Genomic DNA, 23150 nt, shown 5'->3' on the forward strand with positions numbered 1-23150 from the left:
ATGGGCGCGTTAAAAGTTTTGATAGTTGATGATGAAAAAGAATTTTCAGATTCTATTTCCAAATACCTAAAGTCTTTGAATTACGAGGTATTTAACACATACACGGGAGAACAAGCTCTTGAGATATTAGAACGTGAAAGGCCGCATGTCTTATTGTGCGATTTAAAACTTAGCGGTATCGGAAGCATTGACGGCGATGATGTGCTGGAAAGGCTAAAGCCGATAAGCCCGGATACTATACCTGTAATAATAACGGCTTATCGTGACGAGTCAACCCAAAGAAAGCTGACGAGCAAGGGGGCTTTGAGGATATTGTTCAAGCCGATCAGGCTTGAAGAGGTGGATAACCTTTTGCGGGAAGTGGAAGATAACCTGGATAAACGATGACTTTTCGCGAAACCGCAGCGCGTCAAAACCGGTAATGTTATCGCATAAAACATCTATTGTATGTGCTTGCCAAAACGACATGATAATTGTATAATTTTAAGACATAAATCCCATAGCGTTTTTAAGAAAGCCTAAAAAACCGCAATAACAAATCCTGAAATTTTATGCAGGATCGGATATATGAATAGAAAAAAGCAGTATATGATGAAGGCCGCGAAAATAAGCCTTTGGTTTAATACCGTGCTTTTTGTTTTTAAACTCGCCGCGCTTATAATCGTGCATTCCCTGGCCGTTACCACGGACTTTGCCATAACGGTTGTGGGCCTTACGGTTTCTATAATACTTTATAATTCCCTGAAACTTTCAGTCAAGCCGGCCGATCTTTTGCATAATTACGGTTATGGCAAGGTTGAGCATGTATGCGAGGCCATGGAAGGCATTGTGCTTATCGGTATCGCTGTTATCATGTCTTTTCAAGCTTTTGCCGCGCTTTTTAGGCCGCATTACGTTACGCTTCCGTGGATAGGTTTTGCCTCAAGCGTGATGAGCCTGTCATTGAATTTTATCGGGGCATCACTATTATTCCGTATGGCAAAAAAAAGTTCCTCACCCGCCGTAAAAGCTGAAAGCATTCACTATGTATTGGAAGGCTTTATTTCCACGGCAATAGCCGGCGCATTTCTAGTAACTATCTTATCAAAAGGTTTTTTACCCGATGGTATAATTGATTATATAGATCCTGTTGTTACCATATTTGTAAGCATGGCTATATTATTGCCTTCTGCCAAACTGGCAAGGCAGGCATTCGTGAACCTGCTTGACGCTTCAATTGAAGAACCCAGCAAGCTTGAGGTTGTGGCAAGGCTTGCCCGTCATTTGGATTATTACTGCAATTTTAAGGACATTAAGACAAGAACGGCAGGCCATAAAAAATTTATTGAACTAAAAGTAATAATGCCCAGAGACATGAAATTTTTTCATGCGCATGAGATAGTATCGCGGATAGAAAAGGACATAGCGGCAGGGGTCCCGGGCAGTGAGGTGACCGTTGTCATGGTGCCGTGCTCTAAGGACTGCGGGTTAATACAAGACAATAAACCCTGCCCGTACTTATGTCCGGATTTGCCCATAGCGTAGTGATTGACTTATGGATTATCTGAAATGACCGGCGCAGTTTTTTCTGAAAAACTATTTATATTTTTTGCCGGAAAAATCCGCGCGGTAGTTTGGAAAATCCCTGATAAACGGAGTGTCTTGGCATATTGAAAAACATCTTGCAATATAAACACGGTTTATGGTATAAATTTATTTAAAATATCGTAAATGAGGTGCATATGAGGCGCGTATTATGCGATTGATACCTTCGTCTATCCGAATAGTGGGCGGAGGTTTTTGTTTTTGTTAAGTTCCGAGCCGGATGAACAATATAAAGGAGGATACAGATGAAACTTGTGTGCGCTGTATGCTTAAGTGAATTTGACGGCACAAAAGACGGCGAGGAATGTCCGGTCTGCTGTTCATGTCAGACAAAAGAAAAGAATAAAAAAGGGGGTGATGAGAACTGTTGAATGTCCGGAAAAGAGGTTTTTAGCCGGCGCAAGCGATTGAAGTCCGAATTTTAGTAACAGGCGTTATCGGGCGCCTAAAACTTTTTTTAAAAATGAGGTGAGCATATGAAGCGATTATCCTGTGTTTTAATTATCGCGTGTATGGTAACAAGCTTTATTGTTTCAGGATGCGGCGCGCAAAAAGCCGAGTCAAGCAGAGCCGCTATAGATACTGCCAAGGCGATGCAGACTGTTGGGGAAAAAACTAATTATCTCGTTTCGCAGGCAAAAGCGTTTTATAATTCAAAAGATTTCCAGTCCGCGGTTGATATAGCGCAGCATATTCTGGTATATCTTGACAAGGATTCACAGGCGGCTAAAGACCTTTTGGCGAAGGCTAAGAATCAGCTACAGGCCCAGGCCAAAGGCATGCTTGACCAGGCAAAGAAGGATTTAGGCGCATTTAAGTAATAATATACTTATTCCCCTTGCCCGTATTTTTATTACGGGTAAGGGGAATAAGATACATTCACGCCTGTTTATTGTCTGCCCCTGGCTTTTTTTAAAAAATCGGATTGAGGATGATGTGATAATGCTGGAAAAAGAATTCGCGGCAGGAGCGTTGGTATATAGAAAAAAAACCATTTATCCTTACGTGGTTTTTTTACTTGTTTATAGCGGCAGGAACAAGATATGGGGGTTTCCTAAAGGCCATCTTGAGCCTGGAGAGGATGAAGAGGCCGCGGCCAGAAGAGAACTCGCGGAAGAGACGGGTATCATAAATCCCGTTTTCATTAAAGGCTTCAGACAGGAAGATGCATATCGGACATTAAGTACCAGGCCCGGCCGCGAAGGAACCCCTATTGAGAAACATTGTGTATATTTCCTGTGCCGGAATGATTCCGAAGACGTTTTAGTTGACGGCCTTGAAATAACAGATTATAGGTGGCTTGATACTATTGAAGCCGAAAAGCTGATAGCCTTTGCCGGGTTAAAAGATATATTGAAAAAAGCGTTTATTTTTTTAGAACCAAGAAAAACATACAAATGAAGCCTGCCGCGGCTGTGGCGCACAATACGCCAATTTTTTGCGCCCGGCTCCGGATTTGCATAAATTACTTATGAGGTTGTTAAACCTAAAGAGGTTAAGATGGAAGGAATAAAGCTCTTGCGCAGTACCCAGATAATTATTCTGGGAGTATGTTTTGTCATCGCGACTATTGTTTCAACGATGATATTATCCAATGGCCTTTTGAAGGTCAAACAATTTTCAAGCCAGGTTATCAGCGTTACCGGTTCAGCCGAAAAAAAGATTGTTTCGGATTACATTGTTTGGCAGGCGGAGTTTTCAAGAAGGGACCCGGTCTTGAAGTCCGCCTATAACGGATTGCAGGAAGACCTTAAGGCAGTCAAAGGCTACATGTTTTTAAAAGGCATAAAAGAAGATGAATTGACAATATCCCCGGTCTATACAAAAACGCTATACAGGAAGAATGAAAGAGGCCATGATACAAACGAGATAGAGGCATATGAACTTTCGTGTGTTGTAGAGATAAAATCTTATGATGTTATAAGAGTGGATAATATCTCGCGCATGTCAACTGAACTTATAGACGCGGGTATAAGGTTTATATCCTCACCTCCGCAGTTTTTTTACACAAAGTTGTCTGATCTCAAAGTGGAGATGCTTTCTATGGCTACGGAGGATGCCAAACGCCGGGCTGTCAGCATGGCGGATTCTACAAAAAACAAAATAGGCGCGATACGTTCAGCCAGGATGGGCGTATTTCAAATAGTGCCTGTTACGTCCACCGACGTTTCGTGGTATGGCGAAAATGATACTTCATCCCTTGAAAAAAAGGTAGTTGCGGTTGTTTCGGCTGTTTTTGCCGTGGAATAAGCGGTTTACCAGGTTATTGCCCGGAGCCGGCGTGGTGTCCGGCGTATATTTGTATTCCAGCCGGGATTTTATGGCAGGGCCAATTAAAAAATACTTAACAAAATATCAAATTTGTGATATATTTTTTACCACACCGCTTTGCCGTATTAGCCAATGAGGTATATGCCGATGAGGTTTGACAGGTTTACATATAAGGCCCAGGCCGCGATAGAAGAGGCGGCCGCTTACGCCAGAGAGCATAATCACCAGCAGGTCCTTCCAGGGCATCTATTATTTTCCCTTTTAAGCCAAAAAGACGGTATTACCAGGCCCATCCTTCAAAAACTTGGTATTGCCGTAGATGCTTTTGAGGCAGACGTGTTATCCGTATTGTCCGCTACGCCCAAAGTGGAGTCACCTGACTCCGATGTGTTTTTTTCAAGTGAATTAAGCGGCATATTTGAGCAAGCGGGCAAAAAAGCGGAATACCTGAAAGACGAATACATATCCAGTGAGCACCTGTTGCTTGCCGCTTGCGCCTGCCGTGATAAAAACATAAAAGGTATTTTTAATAAATACAAGATAACCGATACAGCCATACTCTCTGTTTTGAAAGACATACGCGGAAACCAAAGGGTGACGAATCAAAGCGCCGAGGAAAAATATCAGGCCCTTGAAAAATATACCCGCGACCTCACTGATCTTGCGCGCCGCGAAAAATTGGACCCCGTTATAGGCAGAGACAGCGAGATTCGCAGGCTCATGCAGGTTTTATCACGCCGGACAAAAAACAACCCTGTATTAATAGGCGAAGCCGGGACAGGAAAAACGGCGGTTGTTGAAGGCCTGGCCAGGAGGATAGTCTACAATGACGTGCCATCATTGCTTAAGGGTAAGCGCATAGCGGCCCTTGACATAGGCGCCTTGCTTGCCGGGTCTAAATTCAGAGGCGAATTTGAAGAAAGGCTAAAGGCTGTTCTCAATGAGATAGAAAAATCGGACGGCGAGATCATTCTTTTTATTGATGAATTACATACTTTAGTCGGCGCGGGAAAGACTGAGGGCGCTATGGACGCGTCCAATATGCTTAAACCGGCACTGGCACGCGGGGATCTAAGGTGCATAGGCGCTACCACGCTTGATGAATACAGAAAATATATTGAAAAAGATAAAGCCCTTGAAAGAAGGTTTCAGCCTGTTTTCATAGGACAGCCGAGCGTTGAAGACACGATATCCATTTTAAGGGGCCTTAAGGAGCGTTATGAGGTTTATCACGGGGTCAGGATAAAGGACAGCGCCCTTATTGCTGCCGCTACGCTCTCGGACAGGTATATAACGGACAGGCATCTTCCCGATAAAGCCATTGACCTGGTAGATGAGGCTGCTTCCAAGCTTAAAATGGAAATAGACAGTTTGCCGGCGGAGATTGACCAGATGGAAAGAAGGCTTATGCAGTTGGAGATTGAGCGCCAGGCGTTAAGAAAAGAAAAAGACGCTGATTCCAGGCAAAGGTTGAATACCCTTGACAAAGAGATAGCGGTCCTTAAGGAAAAGACATCTTCCTGGCGTGCCCGCTGGAGTGTTGAGAAGGAAATTATCGGTAAAATAAGAAAGACCAAAGAAGAGATTGAAAGCCTGAAGGTTGAAGAATCTGACGCTGAACGCAAAGGCGATCTTGAAAAGGCCGCTCAAATACGTTATGGCAGTCTTATAAAACTCAATAATGATATCGTGGGGTACAATAAAGAGCTTTCCGGCATACAAACCCAGGGCCGGATATTAAAGGAAGAGGTCAATGAGGAGAATATAGCCGAGATAGTATCCAAATGGACAGGAGTGCCGGCCTCGCGGCTGATGCAGGGCGAGATTGAAAAACTTGTGTTTATGGAAGATCGCCTTAAAGAAAAAGTGATAGGGCAAGACGAAGCCGTAGAGCTTATATCCAACGCGATCAGGCGCTCAAGGAGCGGTTTGCAGGATCCAAACAGGCCGCTGGGGAGTTTTATGTTCATTGGCCCTACGGGTGTCGGCAAAACATATTTGGCTAAAAATCTATCGGGATTTCTTTTTGATGATGAAAAGGCGATGGTGCGTATTGATATGTCCGAATACATGGAAAAGCACAGTGTCAGCCGGCTCATAGGCGCGCCTCCAGGATATGTCGGTTATGAAGAAGGCGGGCAGTTAACCGAGGCAGTCAGGCGCAGGCCTTATTCCATTGTATTGTTTGATGAGATAGAAAAGGCGCATCCTGATATATTTAATGTGCTGCTGCAAGTATTGGATGACGGCAGGCTTACCGACAGCCAGGGCAGGGTCGTTAATTTTAAAAACACTGTTATTATTATGACGTCCAATATAGGGACGCGGCTGATCCAGGAATCAGAGGCCGCAGCTTCTGTAAAAGAAAAAATTGAAGCATTGCTTAGAGAGCATTTTCGGCCCGAATTTTTAAACCGCATAGACGAGATTATTGTTTTTAATAAACTTATAAAGGAAGACATGGAAAAGATCATAGGCCTGCAGTTGGATGACCTGCAGTCCCGCTTGAGCGAGAAATCTGTAAAAGCGGTTATCACGAAAGAGGCAAGGCAGGAGCTTGCAAGAGAAGGCTTTGACCCCGCGTTCGGAGCGCGTCCGCTCAAGCGCGTGATACAGAGAAGGATATACGACGTTATTGCCTTAAAAATACTCAAACATGACATAAAAGAACATTCTCAGATAACTATTGATTATGACACCAAAAAACAGGGTTTTATTATAAAATAAACCAGGCGCGCGGCATGCGGTAATCGGTTGTTAGGTGGCAGGGATTTGATATGAGCACAGGTTGCGTGTATGGCAAGGCCTTAAGAACAATGCGTATTCCCCCGATATAAATCCCGCCCGCGAAAACCTGAACAAGATATCAAAAAAATCAGCACCTCTAAAATCTTGATTTTTGGGTTTGGGATTATTTGGATTTGACCGGTGTTTGCGGCCGCCTAAAACGATTTCAAGTCAAAAGATGATCAACCTTGAATAAAAGGAGGTTTAGTATGAGTGGTATAACAGCTATCAATGAAAAGGTCAGGCAGGAGAGCCGGTTTGTAGAAAGGCTAAAATCGGAAATTCGTAATATCATTGTTGGCCAGGAAGATTTGATAGACCGTTTATTGATAGGCATATTAGCTAACGGCCACGTGCTTGTAGAGGGTGTTCCAGGACTGGCGAAGACGCTCTCTGTAAAGACATTGTCCCAGGCTATTAATACGAGTTTTCAAAGGATACAATTTACCCCCGACCTTTTACCCGCCGACCTTATAGGGACTCTTGTATATAATCCGAAAGACGGTAATTTTACGACAAAAAAAGGTCCGATATTTGCCAATATAATCCTCGCAGATGAAATAAACCGCGCCCCAGCAAAGGTGCAAAGCGCGCTTTTGGAAGCGATGCAGGAAAGGCAGGTTACGATTGGCCAGCAGACTTTCGCAATGGATGACCCGTTTTTGGTCATGGCAACGCAAAACCCCATAGAGCAGGAGGGCACATACCCTTTGCCCGAGGCCCAGGTGGACCGTTTTATGCTGAAGGCCAAGGTATCTTATCCGGATATCGCCCAGGAATATCAAATCCTTAAGCGTATGAGTTTTACCGGGCCGAGGCCGCAGGCCCAGCCTGTTGTAAGTTGTGACGACATAAAAAAAGCCAGGGCGGTAGTTGATGAAATATATGTTGATGAAAAACTGGAAAGATATATCCTGGATTTAGTATTTGCCACCCGCCAACCGGGAAAATATAAACTTAACGCGCTTGAAGGCCTTATCCAGTACGGGGCTTCGCCAAGGGCCACCATATGCCTGAACCTTGCCGCCAAAGCGCACGCTTTTATTAACGGCCGCGGTTATGTCACTCCGCAGGATATCAAAAGCATAGGAATGGATATTTTGCGTCATCGTGTTATCATCAGCTATGAAGCCGAGGCCGAAGAAATGACATCCGAGGAGATAATCAAAAAAATATTTGATGAAATAGAAGTTCCGTGAATATTCTTTAAAGGCATTATCATGATACCCAAAGATATAATTAAAAAAATACGAAAAATACAGATAACCACGTCTCGCATGGCAGACTCGGATTTTGCCGGCCGTTATCACAGCGTATTTAAAGGCAGAGGCATGGAGTTTCATGAGGTGCGTGAATATATACCGGGAGACGAGATCCGATCCATAGACTGGAACGTTACCGCCCGCGCCGGGCATCCGTATGTGAAAAAGTTTGTTGAGGAACGCGAACTTGTCGTTATGATACTGCTGGATGTTTCCATGTCGTGCCGTTTCGGGACATGCGCTAATTCAAAAAACCAGATAGCCGCGGAGATCAGCTCTGTCCTGGCTTTTTCCGCGGTCAAAAATAATGACAAGGTAGGCCTTATCCTTTTTTCAGATAAGGTTGAAAAGACGATACCTCCCCGCAAAGGCGTAAAACATATACTTAGGATAGTAAGAGAGGCGCTTTATTATCAGCCTGTTTCCACGGGAACTGACCTGAACAAGGCTTTAATGTATCTAAACAAAACGCTTAAGCGCAAAGCGGTAGTCTTTGTAATATCAGATTTTTTTGACAGGGATTTTAAGAAGGTCTTGTCGGTTTCCAACAGGCACCATGATATAGTTGCCGTAAATATTATTGATCCGCGTGAGATGGAAATGCCCAATGCCGGGATTATAAAACTACGCGATTCGGAGACCGGACTGGAGCTTACCGTAGATACGTCATCCGAAAGATTCAGGTCTGATTATAGAGATGGTTGTAAAAACCGGCTTGAACAGGGTAAAAGACTTTTTATTTCAGCGGGCGTTGATCGCATACTTATCCGGACCGACAAACCATATGCAGGCGAGCTGGCAGAGTTTTTCAGGGCCCGAAAAAGGAGGTTGTCCTGGTATGGATAGCATTCTCTCCGGAGCTATTAGGGACATCAAACCGCCTGTTTTTATTAGAGGCCATTATACCGTTTTGTTATATATTTTGGCCTTTATCCTGGCTCTTTGTCTTTTATCGGCCGCGGTTTATATAATTATAAAGAAGCGTAGACATATACCGGCAGGAGAATGCCTTGAAAAGATACCTGCCCATGAAGCCGCGTATAACCGCTTGGAAGAATTACGCGCCAGAGATTTTCCGCGTTTAGGCCTTGTCAAAGAGTATTATTTCAGGCTTTCAGGCATAATCAGGCGTTATATAGAAGACAGATTTCTTCTTAGGGCGCCGGAGATGACTACGGAAGAGTTTTTATATTCCATGCGTAATGCCGATATGCTTACAGGCCGTCAGAAAAACGCTATCAAAGACTTTCTTAGCCGTTGCGATATGGTGAAGTTCGCCAGGTATGCTCCCGACAGCAAAGAGATAGAAGGCGTATTCCTTGCGGCAAAACAGTTTATAGATGAAACAAAGCCTGATGAGGCCGTCTGCCCGGAGGAGAATGCGTAATGATTTTCAAAGACCCCATATTCTTTGCGCTGGTTCCGGTTGTGGCGGCGGTCATTTTTTTTCGTAAGAAACGGGTAAGGAGCGCGAGTATCCGGTTTTCAAATACCGGCTTGTTTGAAAACCCAAGACCCAATATCAGGATCTTAATCGCTGACAATTTATGGTATTTGCTGATTATCGCCCTGTTATGCCTTATCGTGGCATTGGCCCGGCCTCGCGTATTGCTGGAAGATGCTGTTGTATACACAGAGGGTATTGATATGGTCCTTGCTATTGATTCGTCAGGCAGTATGCTGGCGGAGGATTTTAAAATAAGCAATAAGCGTCAGAACAGGCTCTTTGTCGTTAAGGATGTGGTAGAAAATTTTATACGCAACAGGCCCGGCGACCGAATAGGTTTGGTAACGTTTGCCGGTATGGCATATACCGTTTGCCCTATGACACTGGATCATGACTGGCTGATAGCTAACCTGCGCAGGATAAGCATAGGGGCTATAGAAGACGGTACGGCAATCGGATCAGGCATCATGTCTTCTTTGTCAAGGCTGGGTAAAAGTTCTGCCAAAAGCAAGATCATCATATTGTTGACTGACGGAGAAAATAATTCCGGAAACATTTCTCCAATCCAGTCCGCGAATACGGCCAAGGCGTTCGGGGTAAAAATCTATACCATCGGTTTTGGCAGTAATGGCCCTGTGCCATTTCCCGCCAGAGACCTATGGGGAAATATCGTATATCAGAATGTGGACATCGGTTTTGACGAAGATCTGTTAAGAAAGATAGCCGAGGCTACAGGCGGGCAGTATTTTATGGCCTCCGATACAGAGTCGCTCAGGGCTATTTACGGGCATATAGATAAACTTGAAAAGGCAAAGATAGAAGACGCCGGATACCGGAGGTATAAGGAGCTTTTTCCTCCTTTTGTTGTAGCGTCCATGATTATGATACTGCTCCACGCGATTTTGTCAAATACTATGTTCAGGAAAGTGCCATAATATGCGGTTTGAATCCTTACATTATATACACGGGTTATGGGTTATCGCGGCGGCGATTGTTTTTTTGGCCTGGGCCGGCAGAAAGAAAAAAAGTATTTTAGGCCTATTTGCCCGTGACGGGTCAATTCGTTTTCTTGTCAACGACACGAGTTTTAAAAGACAGCGATTTTGCCAAGCGCTTACTGTGTTGGTTTTATTGCTGTGTGTTTTTTCGCTTATGCGCCCGCAGTGGGGTTTCCAATGGCAGAAGATAAAAAGAAAAGGTATTAATATCATGTTTGCCGTGGACGTTTCAAACAGCATGCTGGCTGTTGACATAAAACCCGACAGGCTGACTCGCTCCAAATTGGCAATCAAAGATTTGGTATTATCAAAGCTTTCAGGCGACAGGATAGGGCTAATAGCTTTTGCCGGCTCGGCTTTTATCCAGTGCCCCTTTACCTCCGATTATAACGGTTTTATTCTTGCTTTGGATTCTCTGGATACGGACACTATACCCCGCGGCAGTACTTGTTTGTCAAGCGCCATAAGACAGGCACGAGACGCTTACAAAGGATCGCAATCAAAGGATAAGGTTTTGATATTGATTACTGACGGCGAAGACCATGATACCGGCGCTTTATCTCTGGCCCAACAGGCCAAAGGAGAAGGTATTGTTATATATTGTCTCGGCATAGGGACGACCGAAGGGGAGCTCATACCTGTCACGGATCAATCCGGCAAAAAGATATTTTTAAAAGACGGGCATGGTAATGTGGTAAAGACAAGGCTTAATGAGGATATCCTGAAAAAGATAGCATTGATCACAGGCGGTGCTTATGTCCGTTCAAGCGGCGCTGATTTTGGCCTTGAATATATTTATAACCAAAGGCTTTCCGGAATGATAAAGACCGCAAATTCGCTCCGCGAGGATAAAATATTCCATGAAAGATTTCAGATAACTGTTTTCACGGCTTTCCTGCTGTTAATTGCGGCCGTTATTATAAACGATGAGATAAAAGCATATGAATAGCAGAAAGAGTATCTTAACTGTTGCTTTACTGTCAGGCATTTTATCCCTGCCCTGCTCCGCCGACGCGTCCATTAAAAACCAGATAAAGAGGGGAAACGCTTTATATGCCAAAAATGATTACAGCAGAGCGCTTGAAGAATATTCAAAGGCGCTTTCATCTGACAGCCAGTCGGCCATTGTAAATTACAATGCCGGCGCGGCGTCCTACAGGCTTGGGAATTATTCCTCTGCAAAAGGATATTTTGAGCGGGCTATTAATGATAAAGACAGTGTTCTGGCCCAGAAGTCTTTTTATAATCTGGCTAATAGTGAATATTGCCTGGCCATGGCCGGACAGGGCCAGGATATTGGTATGGCTATCGCTTTTTTGGAGGAAGCTGTAAGGCATTATGAACATGCTGTGGCAATGGATGAAAAAGATGAGGACGCGAAGTATAATTATGCTCTGGCCCGTGCCGAACTTGAAAAATTAAAAGAAAAGAGGCAGGATGAGAAACAACAATCCTGCCCCGAAAAACCTGAAGGCGGCGGCAAAAAAAAGGATGATCAGAAAAACTCCCCCGACCAGCAAAGCGATAATGCCGGCCAACAGTCTGCCGCGGCGGGCTCTGCTCAAAAAGAGCAGGAAGATCAGGAAGATCAGGATGCTGGAAGCCAACAAGGCCTTGATGAAAGCCATGACACGGCATCCGGCCAGGATCAAAAGAGACAGCAAGATGTGTCAAAAATGATTGAACAAGAAAATAACGGCACGACCGGTATAAAAAAGGAAGGCTCAAATAACCGCCAGGCCAGCGCCGGCTCCGCATCCGATGAAAGCCTGGATATATCGCTTGTGTCGGCACAGGCTTTATTGGATAGCTATTCAAGGCATGAACAGCCAAAAGGCATGTATTCAGAAAAATTACAATCACGACAGAGTGTTCCTGTTGATAAGGACTGGTGATATAATGATGAATATGAAAAAAATTATAATATTAATGTCTTTAGTATTGCATTTCGGGCCTTGCGCCTTGGCCGATGACTTTGAATTCAACGCGAGCGTTGACAGCAACAAAGTGTTTATCAACTCCGCGTTTAACCTTTCTCTGACTTTTTCAGGCTCACAGGATTTACCCGCCCCTGACCTGAAACAGATAGAAGGTTTTGATTGGCGTTATATCGGCCCCGCGACGCGTATATCTATAATCAATGGAGCCCGTTCCAGTTCCATAACCCATAATTATATATTGACCCCCATAAAAACAGGTTCCTTAATCATTCCCGGTTTTGAGGTTGAATACAAAGGCAAGGTATATGTGTCCGAGCCTATAAATATGGACGTGTCAGAGCCGCAGGCCGGGCACCAGGGTTTTGCTGACGAAGGGCAAGCTCTGCCGGACGGAAACGATCATGATAAGCGCGTGTTTTTGATTCTTGACGCCGCAAAAGAGGCAGTTTACGCGGGTGAAAAACTCCCGGTAACCATATCATTATACATAAATAACCTGGCTGTGCGTGATATAGCATATCCTCAATATGCCCATGATGGTTTTTTGATGGACAAATGGAGCAAGCCGTCACAGTATACCAAACTCGCAAACGGGATAAGCTATAATGTGGTCGCGTTTGAGACATTCTTATACAGCCTCTATCCGGGCAGGTTTACCATCGGCCCGGCTGAAATAGCCTGTAATCTTGTTTATAAAAAATCCGCCGGAAGAAAAAGTATGTCTTTTTTTACATCAGACCCTTTTGAGGATTTTTTCACAGGTTATGAGGCGCGGCCGGCAAGTTTTAAATCCAATGAATTTGCCGTTGAGGTAATGCCTCTTCCTGACGAAGGCAGGCCAGGCGATTTTTCGGGCGCTGTAGGGGAATTTGCCATGTCTGTCAAGGCCTCTCCGCACAGGGTAAATGCCGGAGATCCGATAACTCTTACAATTGAGATACAAGGAAGCGGTAATTTTGATACTGTTATAGCCCCTCTCCTGGAAAAAGAAGACGGATTTAAAAAATACGAACCCGAGGTTTCACAGTCATTTTCCAAAAAGGTTTTCCAGCAGGTTATTATTCCAATAAGCGATTCGGTAAAAGAGATACCTGCCTTTACTTTTAGTTTTTTTGACCCAGCCCTCAAGGCGTATAAGACCATTAAAAGCCTGCCGATTCCCATTGAAGTAATGCCAAATCCGGAGGGCCGGGAACGCTTGATAGTATCATCGCCTGATATTGACCGTAACCGGGACGCAGATCAGATTGAGGCATTGGGAAAGGACATCGTTTATATCAAAGAAGGCTTAGGTTTATTAAGGCCTGCCGGCAGGCCATTTTGCCTTCGCGGCCTGTTTTTTGTCATATTATTTATACCATTTGTTCTTGTGCCGTCAGCCTTGATAATTAAGCGCAGATACGAGAGGTTTAATTCCGACGCCGGATACGCGCGAAAATGCCGCGCCCATAAAATCGCGCTGAAAAATATCAAAGAAATGGATAACGCAATGGCTAAGGGTGACGGCGATAGGTTTTTCCAGTACGCCATAAGAGGCCTTAAACAATATTTAGGCGATAAATTCCACCTGCCGTCAGCCGGCATAACCGGTGATATCGTCCCCAGTCTTCGCAAAGAGGCAATCCCGGACGATATTATAAGAGAAATAGAAGAATTTTTTAATATATGTGACATGGCACGGTATGCTCCATTAAAAGCGCGGACAAAAGACATGGAAAAACCGTATAAATTATTCAGGTCTATTGTGGGCAAACTGGAAAGATCGCTAAGGATGAACGCAAAATATATTCTGATAACGTTTTTTTTGCTGAGCCTGTCCGCATGCGCGTGTGCCGCGGATTTTACAGAAGAGCGAAAATTATACGTAAAATCAAATGTAGATTACGCGCGCGGGGATTACGAAAAGGCTGTATCAGGTTACAAAGAGATTTTAAATAAAGGGCTTGAGTCCGGGGCCTTGTATTATAACCTGGGCAATGCCTATTTTAAAAATAACGACCTGGGCAGGGCGATAGCGAATTATCTATTGGCTTTAAAATTGATGCCGCGAGACCATGATTTGATGTCAAACATAGAATACGCGCGATCACTTGTAAAAAACAATATAAGGCCGCCTCACCGGGGCCCGTTAATGAACCAAGTTTTTCGGTTGTCATCAAAGCTTACCCTGGATGCCGCGGCATACATTTTTATATTTTTATATTATTTATTCGCATTGGCTGTTTTGGCCCTTGTTTTTAAAACCCGCGGTAAGAGATTTTTGATTTGCCTGGTTTGGGCATCCGGGGTATTGCTTACCATATTTTCATTTGTGTTTTATTGTAACCTGAAACAAAACTATCTGGATAAGAAAGCTGTTGTCGTTAACCAAGGGCTTGAGGCGAGATTTGAACCTTTTGATACAGCCACAGTTTATTTTTTATTGGATACGGGCCAGGAGGTTTCTATTGTTGATCATGGCCAGGGATGGATAAGGGTCAAGCGGCCTGACGGCAGGCAGGGGTGGGTGAAGAAAGACGGTATTGAAAAAGTATAATAGCTCCGGATTTTAAACAAGCATAAAAGGGATAAAAAAGCATGCCTGACGCGAATCGCGTAATTGTTGTTGGAGCCGGCCCTGCCGGTATGATGGCCTCAATAAGCGCGGCCCTATCAGGGGCTGACGTTACTCTTATAGAGCGTAATCATTTGCCGGGCAGAAAGCTTTTGTTAAGCGGCAAGGGCCGCTGCAATTTAACCAATGCCTGCCCGATGGATGAGTTTTTCAGCCATTTTAATGGAAAAGGGGAGTTTTTAAGAGACGCTTTCAATAGTTTCTTTGTTGAGGACTTGATGGATTTTTTTAAAAAAAGAGGATTAGGCCTGAAGATTGAAAGGCAGAACAGGGTATTTCCTGTTTCCGACAAGTCAGCCTCTGTGCTGGACGTATTGGAAAAAGAGATGCGCTCTAAGAATGTAAAACTGCTGACAGGCGTATTATTCAATGACCTTATTATTTGCGATGGCACGGTGAAAGGGGTTATCGTTGACAGTTCCAAGAGGATGCTTGCGGACAAGGTGATACTTTGTTTAGGCGGAGCCTCATATCCTCTTACCGGTTCGGACGGTAAATGGTTTACGGTATTAAAAAGACACGGCATTGGATTATCCGGCTTTAGGCCTGCTCTGACCGCCCTCTTATGCCGCGATAATTACGGATTAAACGGTTTATCGCTTAAAAATATCAGGATTATGTTCAGGTCGTCGGCAGGCAAGGCCTTGTTAACGGATATAGGAGAGATTGTTTTTACGCGAAAAGGCATATCCGGGCCATTGGTATTGTCTGCCAGCGCGAAGGTTATTGACTGGCTTGAAAATAGAGAACAGGTTAAGGCTTTTTTGGATATGAAACCTTCACTTTCAGAGGACCGGATACAGGATAGGATATTGCGCCAAACCAAAATTTCACCCAATATGTCATTACGGGGACTGATGCGTCTTTTTTTACCGCTCCGCATGTCTGATGTTTTTCTGCAAACTCTTGGATTTGACCCGGATAAAAATTTAAGCCGCCTGCTCAAGGCAGAACGCGCCCGCGTATCAGCCCTGTTAAAAGGATTTGAACTAAAGATAAAAGGCTGCTGCGGGCTTGAGACTGCTATTATTACAAGAGGCGGGATATGCCTTAAGGGTATTGACCCCCGCACAATGCGGTCACGAAAGATAAAGGGCCTTTATTTCTGCGGAGAAATGATAGACGTTGACGCTGATACAGGCGGGTTTAATTTACAGGCGGCTTTTTCCACAGGTTATCTTGCCGGATATAGTTCCGCTATGTAACAGTGTTTTTTATATTAAGACTAATTCATCGCGTTTAGTTAATAAATATTATATTATTTTGTATTTAAGCGTATCTGCCTCAAGCTTACCTGCATTTTAAAAAAATCACTTACCCAGTATTATGGCTTGACTGCTTAACGCGGATGTGATATATTTAAAATAATCTTTTATAAAAATTAGTTAACAACTTTAATAACTTATCCAAACAGATTACCTATTTTCTTAAGAGGTTAAAAATGAAAGAGAGATTTTTTTTGCTGCCGGTAGCAGTGCTGTTTGTTGTAAACGTTATTTTTTCTAATTGTACAATTTCGCCGGTTAATATGCTTGCTTACGCGCTAAGGCCTGCGGCATCCCTGGAAGGCTTGAAAGGCGAATTAACGCGTAATTTTTTTCAAGATGGCCGTGGTGTTTTAGAGAAGAAGGATTTTTTGAGGGCTGTAAGCGAGATGAATGACTGGAAGAGGCAAAACGCCGATTGCATGCACAAAAACAGCGATAGTAATTGCTTTATGACGCTTTTGCAGGAGAAGATGGAAGAGGTTTTTGATAAATATAGGTTGTATGAACTGCCTATTAAATGGCGCATGGCTTATTGTTCTTTGGTTTTTGGAAATGAGATTGACCGCGGTATCCATGCCGCGGTTAAACATATATATAAAACATTGAATATAAGTTCAGCTGGCAACGGCCAGGCCTCAATCAGCCCGCAGCAATACTATGAGCTGGCTAATACCTTGTCCGAGTCCGAACATCTGTATTCTGTACGGGAAAACCGTTATATCCGGTTTTGTTTTTCTCTTATATTTGATTTCTGGGACGCGGAACGCAGGATACTTGAGCAGGCTTATATTGTGGGTGAGTTAAATAAAGAGTTGGAAGAGCCGGGAAGTGGCAGACTGCCGGTTATCGCTACCATGCAGGATATTCATGGCGGCGCCCGCAGGGCGATGGGCCTTGCCGGATTTGCCCTGGGCCTGCCATCAGACATCTATCCAGATATCCATAATCTTGATGACCTAAAAGAACGTCTGATTGAATACGGTATTATCGTAGAAGATGAACATATAAGATTTATAGGCCTTAATGATAAGTATGACAGAGGTAATGAACCTACCCAGACCCTGGAATTGGTCAAATGGTTGAGAGACAGCGGAAAAGCAAAGCCTTTTGTAGGTAATCATGATTTTTGGCGCGCAATGTCTGTGCTCGGTATACACCTTCTTCCGGAAGAGCTGGGTGTTAGTTTTGAAAAAACTCATGGCATAGGCTATTGGTCTAAGGACGCGTTTTGTCATTCCGGGTGGGGAGATATAGAACTTGAAAGGATAAATGAAAGGCGTTTCAATCAATCTTTAGACCTCGCGAATATTGAATTATCAGTGTATCACGAAAAACTATCCCCTATTGATTTAAATCATATACGTGAAAAATCTGAAACCGAGCTAAAGGAGTTAAAAAAGAAGAATGCCGATATACGTAAACAAAATGAACTAAATAAAGACGACCCCTCATATAAGCGCAAGGATGAATTCCCCCTGCCGGATATTCTTAGCCAGACACTGTCCTATTTAAGGCTTAAAAGGCAAGAATACAATAGTATCATAAGAGAATTAAACATCAAATATTTTGTAAATATTCCGCTTATTGATTTTGACGAAGTCAATCTTGACAATTACCGGCAGGATCGGGAAATTATTGACGCAGCATTGTGGGAGTTAAAAAATTTCAGGCTCTTTTACGTTGATATACTGGGTAACCTTCATATGCACAGCATACTTCCCGTGGATTATAATAATGGCGGAGGGTTCGCCGTTTATTATAAAGGCCTGCGCGGCCTGCCTGCCCTGGAACTTATGTCCGATGATGTCAGAAGTTTTTTTGAGGGCATGGATACTATACCTGATTCCGATGAATTTCGCAGGCAGATGTGGGATAAGCTCGGCAGTATATTTACAACGATCAACGATTGGTATTCGGATAGGACCGCTTATGCCAAGGCTGTTTCCGTAAAAAAATTTATTGATGCCGGAGGACTGGAAAGCCTGGGGCACGAAATCCTGGGCCACGTGAATCAGGTTTTTGTGGACAGGGAATCATCTTTCTTGGTGTTTTGGGGGCATAATGAGCGTAAAAAATTTGATGACCAGACTACGGCCTTACCGTGGATATATCTTTATTTGAAATCAGGCACTGGTGTTGCCAATATAGATAATGAAATGTCGGAAGGATATTCCGACATGGGCGCTATAGTCACATTTTTTAAACGGGACGGCAATGGAAAAATTACAGGTTTAAGGATGTGGGGCTACAAAAAGGATTCAGCAGTAATAGAAGATTTAACCATGGAAAACATAGAGGGCATTAGCCAGGAGCAGAAAAAAATGCTGGTTGAACTGCACGGAGGCGTTTCGTTTATGCAATGGTATCGTCAAAAAGCGTTGGCCCATATCCTTGAGGAATCAAAGAGATTGCTGGAGGAGGCCAAAAGGCAGGGCAGAGAGGACAAAGCCCAAATCGCTGAACGGATGATAGACAAGTATTACTCCGAGATTTCCGCGTCCCGGAACATCGGACAGGCAATCAAGAAAAACAATATAGCCCAAATACTCGCCCGTGCCGCGTAATGTATGTCGAAGGTTCTTGAGGATATTTTTGTTTAAACGGTGTTAGAGTGGTGTTTTTATTTGTCAATACGGCTTATGAATTCCTGCCACGGGAAATGCGTGCCCGGGCACTCGGTATTAGCTCCGCAAACATCGCGATGGCCCATTATGTTTGAATTTGGGATATTGTAGTATTTTTTCAAGACATTAACGGTATAAACAAGTGTTATTAATTGCTTGCGGCTTACGTATACATTACTGAAATTGCCTACAATCGCTATTCCGATGCCTTTTTCGTTCATGCCCGATGCCTTGCAATGGGCGCCGTTTTCCTGCCGCAGCCATCTAAGAGAAGACTCTAAGTGCCCGTCGGGTTTACCCTCGGTATTATTATTGATGACAAAATGGTAACCTAAACCGGCCCAGCCCTTGTTTTTGTGGGATTTGTCAAGCAATAGCGCGCTTCCTGTGTCGGTAGCGGTGTGGTGGATGATGATATATTTCCATTTATCCGAAGGAAACAGTGGTATTATCGGCTTTACCGGAGCGGCATTAGGTATCAGTATGTGCTGCCCGCTTTTTAATTCCGTGTTGGTTTTTATCCAATTAGCCGCGGCGATATCTTTCAGGTCAACATCGTATGCCCTGCTTAGATGCCATAGTGTCTCGCCCGGGGCTACGATATGATATGTATCGCGCCTTGCGACAGGTTGATGCGTTTCGGTCAAGACCCTTTTGGGCGTGTATATAACAGGGCCCGGACGCTCTCCGGCGCATGAGCTCAATGACAGGGCTATAAGCAGGATTGCTGTATGGTTTAAAATTTTTTTCATATATTTATAGTGACAATTTTTTAGATAAAATTAGTTTAATTTTATATGAAAACGCAAAGCGGGTCAAGGTGTTTAGATATTTTTAGCTAAATATATTCTTGCTCTGCCGGGCCGTATGGTTACAAAACCAAAATCAGCCTGAATTGTATTGACGAAACAGGGCTTTATGCTATAATTTGATGAAAGAATGTTAAGCGGGTTATATGCACAGCTTTATAATGTCACATGATGAGCCGGCAGATGCGCCTGTTTTTAATGATAACCGGCGGGCGCGCGGCTTTTTTGGTTTTTATTTTAATTTAATTCGGGGAGGCGCAGATGTTCTGTAGAAAAATTAATATATTTATCATGGTCTTTTCCGTGTTTTTGATTTTCTGCAATCATTCTATTGCTGAAAAATTGTCCAAAGAAGATCAGAAAATGCAGCAAATCAAGCAGATGCAGAAACATTTTGAATGGTGGCCTACCGATGCCAGGCCGGCTCCTGTAAAAGATGAAAATAAAAGCGGATATTGGTGGTGGCCAATGGAACCCGGTGAAATAAGGCCATGGGGTAATAGAGGGTATATATATGTGTATAAAATAATTTTTGACTATAAAGAAGAAGAGCTTGACCCGCCGGCGGCGCAGGAATTAAGGCCGTCACTGCTGATTAAAAAGGTTTTAAGCAATGTTAAAGTTTATTTTGATTTTGATAAATCTGATTTACGAGACGATGCCAAGGCCATTCTTAAAAAAGCGTCAGATACAATGAGGAGAAACCCTTACGCGAGCATACTCGTTACCGGCAACTGTGATATACGCGGTTCGGAAACGTATAATGAAAAACTTGGCCGGCAGAGGGGTGAGGCGGTTAAAAAGTTTATGCTTGAAGGCGGTATTCATCCCGATAGGGTCTTGATAGTCAGCCGCGGTAAACTGGATGCCGTTGCCCCTGTTACCGATCTGGTTGGTATGCAGAAAGACAGAAACGCCCAGTTTATGATAGCTGAAGTTGAAGAGGTGATGATACCATATCCTGATATTGAAGCCGGCCAGGAGGTTAAAAGGATAGGTGAGGATAAGTTTCTTTTGCAGGAAGAGAAAAAAATTGAGGCCGAAATCAAGGTAGCCACCAAAGAATATATTGTTCAGGCCGGGGATTCGCTTTCAAAGATAGCCAAGGAACATCTGGGCGCGGCCCACCGCTGGCAGTATCTATACGAATTGAATAAAGATAAAATCGCCAACCCCAACAAACTTAAGAAGGGGCAAAAGATCATATTGCCTATTGAATAGTTTTTGCCGTGCAAGCGCTCTGTATGCCGTGTTTGCTTTTTTGCATATTAACGAGGGCCGGACTATTCGGCCCTGCTATTTTTTTGCGCATACCCCGTATTTTCTTTTGATTCCCTGATTGGTATACGCAAACCGGTATCTTTTAACGATATGTTAAATGCCGGACCGCGTAATTATTTCGTCAAAAAGCACTTTTTATCAATACGCCTTAAAAATGCTTTTGACGTTTTGTTTTAAAAATATCTCCTGATGTCAAAAACGGCATTGCTAATAGAAAGGTAAAAAGCGGTTTTATGGTTAAGACTAAAATAATATGTACTATAGGGCCCTCTTCTTCAAGCGAAACGGTTTTGAGGAAGATGATGCTTGCCGGTATGGATGTTGCCAGGCTTAATTTTTCGCATGCAATGACAGAAGAAATGACAGCCAGGATAAAAAGTATCAGGGCCCTGAATATGCGGTACAGGAGGCGCATAAAAATATTAGGTGATTTACAGGGCCACCGCGTAAGGGTCGGCCGCATAGAGGCGCCAATTGAGCTCAAAAAAGGCCAGAGGGTATGCCTTAGCCAGGAGGATGGCGGCACAGAATTGCCCGCGATTCCATTTGATTACAGAGGCTCTTTGCGCGGCGTAAAACAAGGGCATTATATTTATATTGATGACGGCAATATCGCTTTGGTAGTGACAGGCCGCGGCAGGAATTGCCTAAAGGCAAGGGTTACGGCGGGCGGATTATTAAAAAGCCATAAGGGTATTAATATACCGGAGGCCCGGCTTGAATTTAACAAGATCAATACAAAAGACCTTAATGATATTATTTTTTGTAAAATGAATGATATAGACTATGTGGCGCAGTCGTTTGTGTGCTCAAAAAAGGACGTGCTGACTGTCAGGGCCGCGCTTGGTATTGGCCATAAATGCATGGTCATCTCCAAGATAGAAAACAAACAAGCCATAAGGAATATTGATGAAATCATAGGCGTTTCGGACGGAATAATGATTGCCCGCGGGGACATGGGCGTGTCTTTACCGGTTTATAAGGTACCCATGATCCAGAAGATGATTATAAAAAAATGCAACAGAGCAAAAAAACCCGTGATAACCGCGACTCAAATGCTTGAAAGCATGACGCAAAATCCAAGGCCTACTCGCGCGGAAGTAGCGGATGTCGCAAATGCTATTATTGACGGGACTGACTTTGTTATGCTGTCAGCCGAGACGGCTTTAGGCAGGTATCCGTCGGAGTCTGTCAGGATGATGAATGATATCATAAAATTTACGGAAAATCCAAAAATTTAGGGAGGCAATAATATGCCGGCAGATATTTTAAATGTTAGCGACTTGCCCGACTTAAAGTTGTTTAAAAGGGGTAAGGTCAGGGATGTCTATGATGTGCAAGATAACCTGTTGGTGATATCAACGGACAGGATATCCTGTTTTGACTTTGTCTTGCCTACCTGTATTCCAGATAAAGGAGAAGTGCTTACAAGGCTTTCCATGTTCTGGTTTGATTTTACCAGGGATATTATTCCTAACCATTTTATTACGGCATCAGTCAAAGAATACCCGGCCTATTTGCATAAATACCAAAAAATCTTGCAGGGCCGGTCAATGCTGGCCAGAAAGGCGAAACCTATACCCGTTGAGTGCGTGGTAAGAGGGTATCTTTCCGGTTCAGGATGGAAAGAATACAAAATATCCCAATCTATATGCGGTATTAAACTTGACCCGGGCATGGTAGAATCGGATAAATTAAAAGAGCCTATATTCACTCCGTCAACAAAAGAAGACGCGGGCCATGACATGAACGTGACGATGGATTTTGTTGAAAAAACAATCGGTAAAGACACAGCCTCTGAATTAAAAGAGATAAGTACCGCTATTTACGGCAAGGCCAGTCATTACGCGGAGTCAAAAGGTATTATTATAGCTGATACCAAATTTGAATTTGGCATATATGAGGGGAGGATAATACTTATAGATGAAGCCCTTACCCCTGATTCGTCCCGCTTCTGGCCCAAGAATGGATACGCGCCTGGAAGGCCTCAACCAAGCTTTGATAAGCAGTTTGTAAGGGATTATCTGGAGTCAATCTGCTGGCCCAAAACCCCTCCTGCTCCGGAATTGCCTAAAAAGGTCATTCTAAAAACCAGAGAGAAATATATCCAAGCCTTTGAAGTGCTGACTGGAAAGACATGGTAGCCTTTGGCATGCAGGGCTTTGGAGCTTGTATTTTTTAGGATTTAAGCAAAGATCAAAAACTGTTATCGCGCATACCGGACCCCCGGACGTTTTTAAAAGGTTTTTTTTCGTCCGAATCAAG

20 protein-coding genes are annotated in these 23150 nt (G+C 43.7%); 19 read left to right on the forward strand and 1 reads right to left on the reverse strand.

Annotated features, from left to right (window positions below; genetic code table 11):
• The 16 genes from PHV77_03235 (at position 1) to PHV77_03310 (ending at position 18735) form a co-directional block, all read left to right on the forward strand.
• Positions 1–387 carry a response regulator gene (locus tag PHV77_03235; GenBank protein ID MDD5504312.1) on the forward strand — a complete coding sequence of 129 codons (387 nt, stop codon included), beginning with the start codon at positions 1–3 and terminating at the stop codon, positions 385–387.
• A gap of 180 nt (positions 388–567) precedes the next feature.
• Entirely contained in the window at positions 568–1524 is a 957-nt protein-coding gene (locus PHV77_03240) for a cation diffusion facilitator family transporter (protein MDD5504313.1), read from the forward strand.
• Positions 1525–1829: 305 nt separating this feature from the next.
• A complete protein-coding gene (locus PHV77_03245; protein ID MDD5504314.1) occupies positions 1830–1955 on the forward strand; it encodes a hypothetical protein in 126 nt (41 codons plus the stop codon).
• A 105-nt stretch (positions 1956–2060) separates the two neighbouring features.
• Positions 2061–2405, forward strand: a complete 345-nt coding sequence (locus tag PHV77_03250) for a hypothetical protein (protein ID MDD5504315.1) — start codon at positions 2061–2063, stop codon at positions 2403–2405.
• 121 nt (positions 2406–2526) lie between these two features.
• Positions 2527–2985: an NUDIX domain-containing protein gene (locus tag PHV77_03255; GenBank protein MDD5504316.1), complete on the forward strand. Its 459-nt coding sequence runs from the start codon at positions 2527–2529 to the stop codon at positions 2983–2985.
• Between the two features lie 99 nt (positions 2986–3084).
• Positions 3085–3834 (forward strand): SIMPL domain-containing protein, encoded by a 750-nt coding sequence (locus tag PHV77_03260; protein ID MDD5504317.1) that lies wholly within the window; start codon positions 3085–3087, stop codon positions 3832–3834.
• A gap of 168 nt (positions 3835–4002) precedes the next feature.
• Positions 4003–6582 (forward strand): ATP-dependent chaperone ClpB, encoded by a 2580-nt coding sequence (gene clpB, locus PHV77_03265; GenBank protein MDD5504318.1) that lies wholly within the window; start codon positions 4003–4005, stop codon positions 6580–6582.
• A 269-nt stretch (positions 6583–6851) separates the two neighbouring features.
• Positions 6852–7841: an AAA family ATPase gene (locus tag PHV77_03270; GenBank protein ID MDD5504319.1), complete on the forward strand. Its 990-nt coding sequence runs from the start codon at positions 6852–6854 to the stop codon at positions 7839–7841.
• A 21-nt stretch (positions 7842–7862) separates the two neighbouring features.
• Positions 7863–8750 carry a DUF58 domain-containing protein gene (locus PHV77_03275; GenBank protein MDD5504320.1) on the forward strand — a complete coding sequence of 296 codons (888 nt, stop codon included), beginning with the start codon at positions 7863–7865 and terminating at the stop codon, positions 8748–8750.
• Positions 8743–9291, forward strand: coding sequence for a hypothetical protein (locus PHV77_03280; protein ID MDD5504321.1), 549 nt, complete (start codon positions 8743–8745; stop codon positions 9289–9291). Before PHV77_03275 ends, PHV77_03280 begins: the two co-directional genes overlap by 8 nt.
• Positions 9291–10286, forward strand: coding sequence for a VWA domain-containing protein (locus tag PHV77_03285; GenBank protein ID MDD5504322.1), 996 nt, complete (start codon positions 9291–9293; stop codon positions 10284–10286). Before PHV77_03280 ends, PHV77_03285 begins: the two co-directional genes overlap by 1 nt.
• Before the next feature lies 1 nt (position 10287).
• Entirely contained in the window at positions 10288–11298 is a 1011-nt protein-coding gene (locus PHV77_03290) for a VWA domain-containing protein (protein MDD5504323.1), read from the forward strand.
• Positions 11291–12244, forward strand: a complete 954-nt coding sequence (locus PHV77_03295) for a tetratricopeptide repeat protein (GenBank protein ID MDD5504324.1) — start codon at positions 11291–11293, stop codon at positions 12242–12244. The genes PHV77_03290 and PHV77_03295 overlap by 8 nt, the downstream gene beginning before the upstream one ends.
• A gap of 13 nt (positions 12245–12257) precedes the next feature.
• Positions 12258–14825: a BatD family protein gene (locus PHV77_03300; GenBank protein ID MDD5504325.1), complete on the forward strand. Its 2568-nt coding sequence runs from the start codon at positions 12258–12260 to the stop codon at positions 14823–14825.
• A gap of 41 nt (positions 14826–14866) precedes the next feature.
• Positions 14867–16108, forward strand: a complete 1242-nt coding sequence (locus tag PHV77_03305) for an NAD(P)/FAD-dependent oxidoreductase (protein MDD5504326.1) — start codon at positions 14867–14869, stop codon at positions 16106–16108.
• 236 nt (positions 16109–16344) lie between these two features.
• On the forward strand, positions 16345–18735 hold the full coding sequence (locus PHV77_03310; GenBank protein ID MDD5504327.1) for a hypothetical protein: 2391 nt from the start codon (positions 16345–16347) through the stop codon (positions 18733–18735).
• A gap of 56 nt (positions 18736–18791) precedes the next feature.
• Here PHV77_03310 and PHV77_03315 read toward each other — a convergent pair whose 3' ends face one another.
• The gene (locus PHV77_03315; protein ID MDD5504328.1) at positions 18792–19547 is read right to left on the reverse strand and encodes an N-acetylmuramoyl-L-alanine amidase; all 756 of its coding nucleotides are present in this window, start codon (positions 19545–19547) and stop codon (positions 18792–18794) included.
• 318 nt (positions 19548–19865) lie between these two features.
• Here PHV77_03315 and PHV77_03320 point away from each other — a divergent pair, with 318 nt between their 5' ends.
• The 3 genes from PHV77_03320 to PHV77_03330 all read left to right on the forward strand — a co-directional run bounded on the left by PHV77_03320 (position 19866) and on the right by PHV77_03330 (position 23029).
• A complete protein-coding gene (locus PHV77_03320; protein ID MDD5504329.1) occupies positions 19866–20825 on the forward strand; it encodes an OmpA family protein in 960 nt (319 codons plus the stop codon).
• A 293-nt stretch (positions 20826–21118) separates the two neighbouring features.
• Positions 21119–22126: a pyruvate kinase gene (pyk, locus tag PHV77_03325; GenBank protein ID MDD5504330.1), complete on the forward strand. Its 1008-nt coding sequence runs from the start codon at positions 21119–21121 to the stop codon at positions 22124–22126.
• A 12-nt stretch (positions 22127–22138) separates the two neighbouring features.
• A complete protein-coding gene (locus PHV77_03330) occupies positions 22139–23029 on the forward strand; it encodes a phosphoribosylaminoimidazolesuccinocarboxamide synthase (protein MDD5504331.1) in 891 nt (296 codons plus the stop codon).
• The last annotated feature ends 121 nt before the right edge of the window (positions 23030–23150 follow it).

The organism is Candidatus Omnitrophota bacterium (genome assembly GCA_028716165.1).
GTDB lineage: Bacteria > Omnitrophota > Gorgyraeia > JABMRG01 > JABMRG01 > JAQUQI01.

Excerpts from the sequence above, each read along its gene's own strand:
- PHV77_03280 (MDD5504321.1), top strand. The coding sequence starts at position 8,743 with ATGGATAGCATTCTCTCCGGAGCTATTAGGGACATCAAACCGCCTGTT.
- PHV77_03275 (MDD5504320.1), top strand. The coding sequence starts at position 7,863 with ATGATACCCAAAGATATAATTAAAAAAATACGAAAAATACAGATAACC.
- pyk (MDD5504330.1), top strand. The coding sequence starts at position 21,119 with ATGGTTAAGACTAAAATAATATGTACTATAGGGCCCTCTTCTTCAAGC.
- PHV77_03270 (MDD5504319.1), top strand. The coding sequence starts at position 6,852 with ATGAGTGGTATAACAGCTATCAATGAAAAGGTCAGGCAGGAGAGCCGG.
- PHV77_03310 (MDD5504327.1), top strand. The coding sequence starts at position 16,345 with ATGAAAGAGAGATTTTTTTTGCTGCCGGTAGCAGTGCTGTTTGTTGTA.
- PHV77_03290 (MDD5504323.1), top strand. The coding sequence starts at position 10,288 with ATGCGGTTTGAATCCTTACATTATATACACGGGTTATGGGTTATCGCG.
- PHV77_03295 (MDD5504324.1), top strand. The coding sequence starts at position 11,291 with ATGAATAGCAGAAAGAGTATCTTAACTGTTGCTTTACTGTCAGGCATT.
- PHV77_03245 (MDD5504314.1), top strand. The coding sequence starts at position 1,830 with ATGAAACTTGTGTGCGCTGTATGCTTAAGTGAATTTGACGGCACAAAA.
- PHV77_03315 (MDD5504328.1), bottom strand. The coding sequence starts at position 19,547 with ATGAAAAAAATTTTAAACCATACAGCAATCCTGCTTATAGCCCTGTCA.
- PHV77_03250 (MDD5504315.1), top strand. The coding sequence starts at position 2,061 with ATGAAGCGATTATCCTGTGTTTTAATTATCGCGTGTATGGTAACAAGC.
- PHV77_03260 (MDD5504317.1), top strand. The coding sequence starts at position 3,085 with ATGGAAGGAATAAAGCTCTTGCGCAGTACCCAGATAATTATTCTGGGA.
- clpB (MDD5504318.1), top strand. The coding sequence starts at position 4,003 with ATGAGGTTTGACAGGTTTACATATAAGGCCCAGGCCGCGATAGAAGAG.
- PHV77_03300 (MDD5504325.1), top strand. The coding sequence starts at position 12,258 with ATGAAAAAAATTATAATATTAATGTCTTTAGTATTGCATTTCGGGCCT.
- PHV77_03240 (MDD5504313.1), top strand. The coding sequence starts at position 568 with ATGAATAGAAAAAAGCAGTATATGATGAAGGCCGCGAAAATAAGCCTT.
- PHV77_03330 (MDD5504331.1), top strand. The coding sequence starts at position 22,139 with ATGCCGGCAGATATTTTAAATGTTAGCGACTTGCCCGACTTAAAGTTG.
- PHV77_03305 (MDD5504326.1), top strand. The coding sequence starts at position 14,867 with ATGCCTGACGCGAATCGCGTAATTGTTGTTGGAGCCGGCCCTGCCGGT.
- PHV77_03235 (MDD5504312.1), top strand. The coding sequence starts at position 1 with ATGGGCGCGTTAAAAGTTTTGATAGTTGATGATGAAAAAGAATTTTCA.
- PHV77_03320 (MDD5504329.1), top strand. The coding sequence starts at position 19,866 with ATGTTCTGTAGAAAAATTAATATATTTATCATGGTCTTTTCCGTGTTT.
- PHV77_03285 (MDD5504322.1), top strand. The coding sequence starts at position 9,291 with ATGATTTTCAAAGACCCCATATTCTTTGCGCTGGTTCCGGTTGTGGCG.
- PHV77_03255 (MDD5504316.1), top strand. The coding sequence starts at position 2,527 with ATGCTGGAAAAAGAATTCGCGGCAGGAGCGTTGGTATATAGAAAAAAA.